The following is a 6350-nucleotide window of genomic DNA, read 5'->3' on the forward strand; positions in this document are numbered from 1 at the left end:
AGATTCCTGGGATGCCCATTTCTTTCTCTTGACATGGCACGCTGACCGCGCTGCTTTCTCTCTGGGTGGGCTCGATGCGCTTCCGTAACGCCAGTGTCCGAGCGAAGGTCACGGCACTCATCGTGTCGCTCGCGTGTCTGTGGGCGTTCGCCGCCTGGGTGACGCTGCGAGAGGGCGTCAACCTGCTGTGGGCCGCGACAGTCAACAGCGGCGTGATCGACCCGAGCGAGCCCCTGCTGGTCGAGCTGCAGCGCGAGCGCCGCCTGACCGTCTCCCGCCTGGGCGCGGGCACGCGCGACCTGGACCGGGCGATGCGTGATCAGCGCACCAAGACCGACGCCCTGCGCGCCGAGTTCGAGAGCGCCGCCACGGGCACCGTGGTGGAGTTCGCCATGGACGAGTCGCTCAGGCAGCGGCTGGCGGAGGTCAAGGTCCAGCTGGGCAGGCTGGCGGCCGCCAGAAAGTCGATCGACGCCGGAAAGTCCGACCTCACGCAGGCCGCGACGCAGTACAACACCCTCATCGACTCCTTCTACCGCATGTACGACTCCGTCGCCGAGTTCGACGACAAGAAGATCGCCGAGGACGGCCGTACGCTGTCCGAGATGCACCGCTCGCGGGAGATCTTCGCCCGCGAGGACGCGCTGCTGGCCGGCGTCTTCGCCAAGGGCGGCTTCACCCGGGCCGAGCACGCCGAGTTCGTCAGGACCGCGGGCGTCTTCCGCTACACGCTGTCCGAGGCGCTGCAGAAGCTCCCGCCCGAGGACCGGGCGTCCTTCGACGCGTGGCTCAAGACCGCGCCCGTCACCCGGGTGCAGGCCATGGAGGCGCAGCTCATCCGGTACGACGTCGCCATGGATCCGCTTCCGGTGAGCGGCGAGGAGTGGCGCAAGTCCGCCGAGGCCACGCTCTCCAGCATGCAGACGGTGACGCTGGCCGGCGGTGACCGGCTCCTGGAGCGGATCACGCCCGTCGCCATCGGCGTGATCGTCCGGCTCGTCCTGGCCGGCGGCCTCGGCCTGCTCGCCGTCATCGCCTCGATCGTGTTGTCGATCACCACGACCAGGCAGCTGCTCGCCCAGCTGAAGAAGCTGCGCGACGCCGCCCACGAGTTGTCGGACGACCGGCTGCCCGGCGTCGTCGAGCGCATCGGCCGCGGCGAGGAGGTGGACCTGGCCAGGGAGGCGCCCGCGCTGGACTTCGGTGACGACGAGATCGGCCAGGTGGGCCAGGCGTTCAACACGGTGCAGCGCACCGCGGTCGGCGTCGCCGCCGAGCAGGCGGAGCTGCGCCGCAGCATCCGCGATATCCTGCTCAGCCTGGCCCGCAGGACGCAGGGCCTGGTGCACCGGCAGCTGACCGTGCTCGACGTGATGGAGCGCCGCGAGACCGACCCCGAGGAGCTGAAGGAGCTCTTCCGGCTCGACCACCTGGCCATCCGCATGCGCCGCAACGCCGAGAACCTCATCGTGCTCTCCGGCTCCGCCCCCGCCCGTACGTGGCGCCGCTCGGTCCCCATGGTGGACGTGGTCCGCGGCGCGCTGGCCGAGGTCGAGGACTACACCCGCGTCACGCTCATGCCGATGGGCGAGGTGGTGCTCATCGGCCGGGCCGTCGGTGACGTCATCCACCTGCTCGCCGAGCTGATCGAGAACGCCGTGTCGTTCTCGCCGCCGTACACGAACGTGCAGGTCAGCGGCCAGCTCGTGGCCAACGGGTACGTGATCGAGATCGAGGACCGCGGCCTGGGCATGAAGTCCGAGGACCTGGACGCGGCGAACGAGCGCATCGCGGACCCGCCCGAGTTCCGCATCACGGGCACCGCCCGGCTGGGGCTCTACGTGGTCAGCCAGCTGGCCAAGCGGCACGAGATCCAGGTGGTGCTCAAGGCGTCGCCGTACGGCGGGACGACGGTCGTGGTGCTGCTGCCGCAGGAGCTCGTACAGCTCGATCCCACGCCCGAGCCCCAGGAGGGCGGCGGCCGGGAGAGGCTGCCACGCCGGCAGCCCGCGGTGGCGACGGCGGCGCGGCCGGCCACGGCGGAGAACGTGCGCACCCTCAGGTCCGCGCGCCCCGCTCCTGCCGCTCCTCCGCCTGCCTCTGCCGCCGCCCCCTTGCCGCGTCCTGCTCTCGCTCCAGAGCCGGAAGCCGAGAACGAGACCGAGACCCATAAGCCGCCAGCGGAACCGGAGCAGGAGCCTGTGGCCGAGTTCACGCCGTCAGGGCTGCCGCTACGAGTGCCTCAGGCCAATCTGGCGCCAGCGCTGCGGGACGAGACGCCCACGCAGCCCGACCTCGAGGAGGACGATGACGAGCGCTCGCCGGAGGAGATCCGCGCGATGATGGGATCTCTGCAGTCAGGCACCCGTCTCGGCCGCACGCAAGCGGCCAAGATGATGGACGAACAGTCGGGAGGTGAGGCATGAGCCCCACTTCAGGCACCGACCTCAACTGGCTGCTCGACGACCTCATCGGCCGGGTCAAGGAGGCCGACCACGCCATCGTGCTGTCCTCCGACGGCCTGCTGATGGCCTCCTCCGCCGGGTTGCAGCGGACCGACGGCGAGCACCTGTCCGCCGTCGCCTCCGGGCTGCAGAGCCTGGCCAAGGGCGTCTCGGACCACGTCTCCGGAGGCCCGGTACGGCAGACGGTCGTGGAGTGGAAGACCCAGTTCCTGATCGTGACCACGGCGGGCGAGCGGGCCTGCCTGGCCGTGCTGTGCGCGCAGAACGCCGACATCGGGCTGATCGCGTACGAGATGGCGATGATGGTCGCCCGGGTCGGCCAGTACCTCACCTCGGGAGCCCGCAACGAGGCCGCGGCCAGGAGCGACCGGTGAGGGACGAGCCCACGGACGAGCACTGGGTGGATCCGGAGATCATCCGGCCCTACGTGGTGACCCGTGGCCGTACTCAGCCCGCGCACGGGAGGTTCGACCTGATCTCCATGGCCCTGGCGGTCGGACCGCCGCCGGGGCCCGACGCCGGGCTGGACCCCGAGCACCTGCGGATCCTCCAGCTCTGCCGCGAACCCAAGTCCGTCGCCGAGATCGCCGCGTACCTCAACCTGCCGGCCGGCACGATCCGGGTGCTGCTCGGCGACCTGTTCGACCGCGAACTCGTCTCTGCCCAGGAACCACAATCCGAGGTGGACATGCACGACATGAAGATGTACAGGGCGGTGCTCGATGGTCTTCGCTCGCTCTGACCGCCCGCGCCTGCCGACGGCGATCAAGATCCTGGTCGCAGGTGGCTTCGGCGCGGGCAAGACGACGATGGTCGGCGCGGTCTCGGAGACCCGGCCGCTGCGGACCGAGGAGATCCTGACCGACCGCGGCATCGGCGTGGACGACCTCACCTCGGTGGAGGCCAAACGCACCACCACCGTGGCGATGGACTTCGGCCGGATCACGCTGGGCAACGACTACGTTCTGTACTTGTTCGGCACGCCGGGGCAGGAGCGGTTCTGGTTCGTTTGGGACGAGCTGGCGGAGGGCTCGCTGGGGGCCGTGATCCTGGCGGACACGCGGCGCCTGGCGGACTGCTTCCCGTCGGTGGACTACTTCGAACGGCGGGGCACGCCGTTCGTGGTGGCGGTCAATTGTTTCGAGGGGTCGCCCTCGTTCGAGCTGGACGAGGTGCGGTTGGCGCTGCAGTTGAACCCGTCGATCCCGATCATCATGTGCGACGCCCGGAAGCGCGACTCGAGCCGGGAAGTCTTGATCGCCCTGGTCAAGCACTCGGCCCGGCTCCGCGCGGAACCGGTCGGCAGCTAGGGGCTTCGCCATGGGGGCGCTGCGCGCTTTCGACAGCTCAGGCAGCGCCTCCCCTCGAATTCGTTGACCTTGACGTCGCAGCCTGCCCAGCGAGCTGGGCCAGCGCCGGCCGCCCGCCGTCGCCACCAGGCCCGGGTCGTGGACGACCTTGGCGCCACACGGCCAGAACGTACGCGCCGCCTCCGACACTTCCGGGACCCGTGCGGCCAGATGGACGGTCTCCATGCCATCTGGTGACGGCCGGTCGGGACTCTCGGCTCGACGCACAACGCCATGTCTCCGCAGCGACAACACAATGGTGTCCGGAGGCGTCGTCGTTTACATATTGACAAGAGAGAGTGCCGATGTACGCTCTTGACATTGACATAGTCAGGAGCTTGAGAGGGATCACCATGCCGGACGACAGGCCCCGCTCCGAGCTCACCGCCCGAGCGGTCAGAGGTCCGGGCTGCACCAAATGGGAGATCCTCTAAAACCAACTACCTCATCATTTTCTTGCGACGGCGAATTCTCTGCTCATGTTACAAATGTACGACTTGCACTATCTGCATGTCGTGTTCGCCGCGACGTCTCAAAGCGGATATTACGTTCGGCTTCCCGAACTCTCACACCTGAAGGTCTCGTATGGCTCTACCGTACCTACCGTCAGGAGTGGGCAGTGATCTCAGCCGAACTTGGAGGTACCCCCCGGTTATGGGAAAGAACGGCGGCGTGATGACTATGGATGCTGTGACTACCGGACACGAGAGCGCGTCCCCGTTGGGTGCCCGGCTCCGAGCCGCTCGGGAGGCTCGTGGTTTGACTCAGCAGCAGGCCTCCGCCGAGCTGGGCGTGAGCCGACCCCTCCTCATCGCCATGGAGAAGGGGAGTCGTGAGATACGGCCCGAGGAGCTGGCACGCCTCGCTCGACTCTATGGACGGCCGGTTAGCGAACTCCTTCGCCCCTCGGAACCACCGACCGCGGTCGGAACGCGGTTCAGGGCTGCCCTCGGCATGAAAGCACAGGCGCACGACATAGAAGCCGTCATCACCGATCTGGAGCGCATCTGTGATGACTATCTGGAGCTGGCACGTAAGGCCGGCGCCATGTTGCCACGGCGTTATCCCGCATTGCGCACCCTCGAACTCGGCTCGGACGAGGCCGAAGACCTGGCAACTGACGAGCGTAATCGGCTCGGCCTGGGAGACGGCCCTATTGAACGGCTACGCGAAATCCTGGAAAACGACGTCGGAATCCGCGTATTCATTCTCCCTCTGCCGCCCCGGGTCGCCGGGTTGTTCGTCTACGCGGAGCCGCTTGGCGGATGCGTCGCGGTCAACGTCAACCACCCACCTGAGCGCCGCCGATTCGCCATGGCCCACGAGTACGCGCACTTCCTGGTCTCCCGCGATCGACCTGAGGTCACCCTGCTCGGCCGATCGACCAGGGTCCCCGAGGCCGAACGATTCGCGGATGCGTTCGCGGCGGCATTCCTCATGCCCCGCAGTGGGTTGGCACGCCGGTTCCACGAACTGAAACGCAGCCAGGGCGGGAAGACGAGCGCAGCCACTCTGTTGCAACTGGCCAGGGCATACCGGGTTTCAGTCCAGGCCATGACCCACCGGCTGGAAGATCTGCAGCTCATTCCGGGCGGCACCTGGGACAAACTGGTGGACGACAAGTTCGTCCCGCGTGCGGGTGAGCGTCTCCCCGGCCTGGGCGAGCTCCTGGACGAGGGAGAATCGCTGCCTCAGCACTACCGTTCGCTGGCGGTACAGCTTTATGTGCAAGGCGAGATCACTGAAGGACAGTTCGCGCGCTTTCTCCATACCGACAGAGTGGGAGCTCGCGACATTTACCGCGCCCTTACCAGCAGCCCGGACGTGAGTGACGACGGGTCCCCGCAGATCTTCGACCTTTTCGACCCCGAGGGGTGAGCCATGCCCGGGCGTCTTCTACTTGATGCCTGCGTGGCCATCAATCTGATCGCCTCGCAAGAATTCGATGGCATCGCCGCGGCAAACGATCTCACCTTCGTCATGGTCTCCGAGGCGGCCCAAGAGGTCTCGGCGCTCCGCAGCACCGTCGATGGCGAGCGCGTCGTCGTACCGGTGAGTCTGGCCGAGCACGTGCGAACAGGCCGCTTGGAGATCACGGAGCTTGCCCACGACGAGCTCGCATTGTTCGTCAAGTACGCAGCCGAAGTGGACGATGGTGAGGCGGCGACCATCGCAGTGGCCGCGGCCCGCTCAATGCCGCTCGCCACGGACGACAAGAAGGCGCATCGCCTATGTATTTCCACAGGACTGCCGCAGCCAGTGCGCACTTCTGCGCTCCTACGTGCTTATACCGAGCGGGCGGGTCGCACGCCCAAGGAGATTTCACGGCTCCTCCGAGCGATCGATGAGCAGGCATCTTTCGTACCACCGCGGGTCGACCCGGAACAGAAATGGTGGATGGAGCACCTCAGCCTGGATCCACGGCGTGAATTCTGTTGATCATTTTGGGGTCCAATTCCTCGATGAGGGCCGTTCCCGCAGTTGGCAGCCTGGTTTTGGGCGTGGGAGGGCCGCCGTGCGCGGGTCGCGGCCTGTC

At 67.3% G+C, this 6350-nt stretch carries 6 protein-coding genes; all 6 read left to right on the forward strand.

Annotated features, from left to right (window positions below; all coding sequences use genetic code 11):
- Positions 1-74 precede the first annotated feature (74 nt).
- Entirely contained in the window at positions 75-2426 is a 2352-nt protein-coding gene (locus ACFLIM_RS26220; RefSeq protein ID WP_393169765.1) for a sensor histidine kinase, read from the forward strand.
- Entirely contained in the window at positions 2423-2839 is a 417-nt protein-coding gene (locus ACFLIM_RS26225; protein ID WP_393169767.1) for a roadblock/LC7 domain-containing protein, read from the forward strand. Before ACFLIM_RS26220 ends, ACFLIM_RS26225 begins: the two co-directional genes overlap by 4 nt.
- Positions 2836-3207, forward strand: coding sequence for a DUF742 domain-containing protein (locus ACFLIM_RS26230; RefSeq protein ID WP_393169769.1), 372 nt, complete (start codon positions 2836-2838; stop codon positions 3205-3207). Before ACFLIM_RS26225 ends, ACFLIM_RS26230 begins: the two co-directional genes overlap by 4 nt.
- Positions 3188-3775 (forward strand): GTP-binding protein, encoded by a 588-nt coding sequence (locus ACFLIM_RS26235; protein ID WP_393169771.1) that lies wholly within the window; start codon positions 3188-3190, stop codon positions 3773-3775. The genes ACFLIM_RS26230 and ACFLIM_RS26235 overlap by 20 nt, the downstream gene beginning before the upstream one ends.
- Positions 3776-4495: 720 nt before the next feature.
- The gene (locus ACFLIM_RS26240) at positions 4496-5692 is read left to right on the forward strand and encodes an ImmA/IrrE family metallo-endopeptidase (protein ID WP_393169781.1); all 1197 of its coding nucleotides are present in this window, start codon (positions 4496-4498) and stop codon (positions 5690-5692) included.
- Between the two features lie 33 nt (positions 5693-5725).
- Positions 5726-6253: a hypothetical protein gene (locus ACFLIM_RS26245; RefSeq protein ID WP_393169773.1), complete on the forward strand. Its 528-nt coding sequence runs from the start codon at positions 5726-5728 to the stop codon at positions 6251-6253.
- Positions 6254-6350: the final 97 nt, after the last annotated feature.

It is taken from the genome of Nonomuraea marmarensis (assembly GCF_043197025.1).
GTDB classification, from domain to species: Bacteria; Actinomycetota; Actinomycetes; order Streptosporangiales; family Streptosporangiaceae; genus Nonomuraea; species Nonomuraea marmarensis.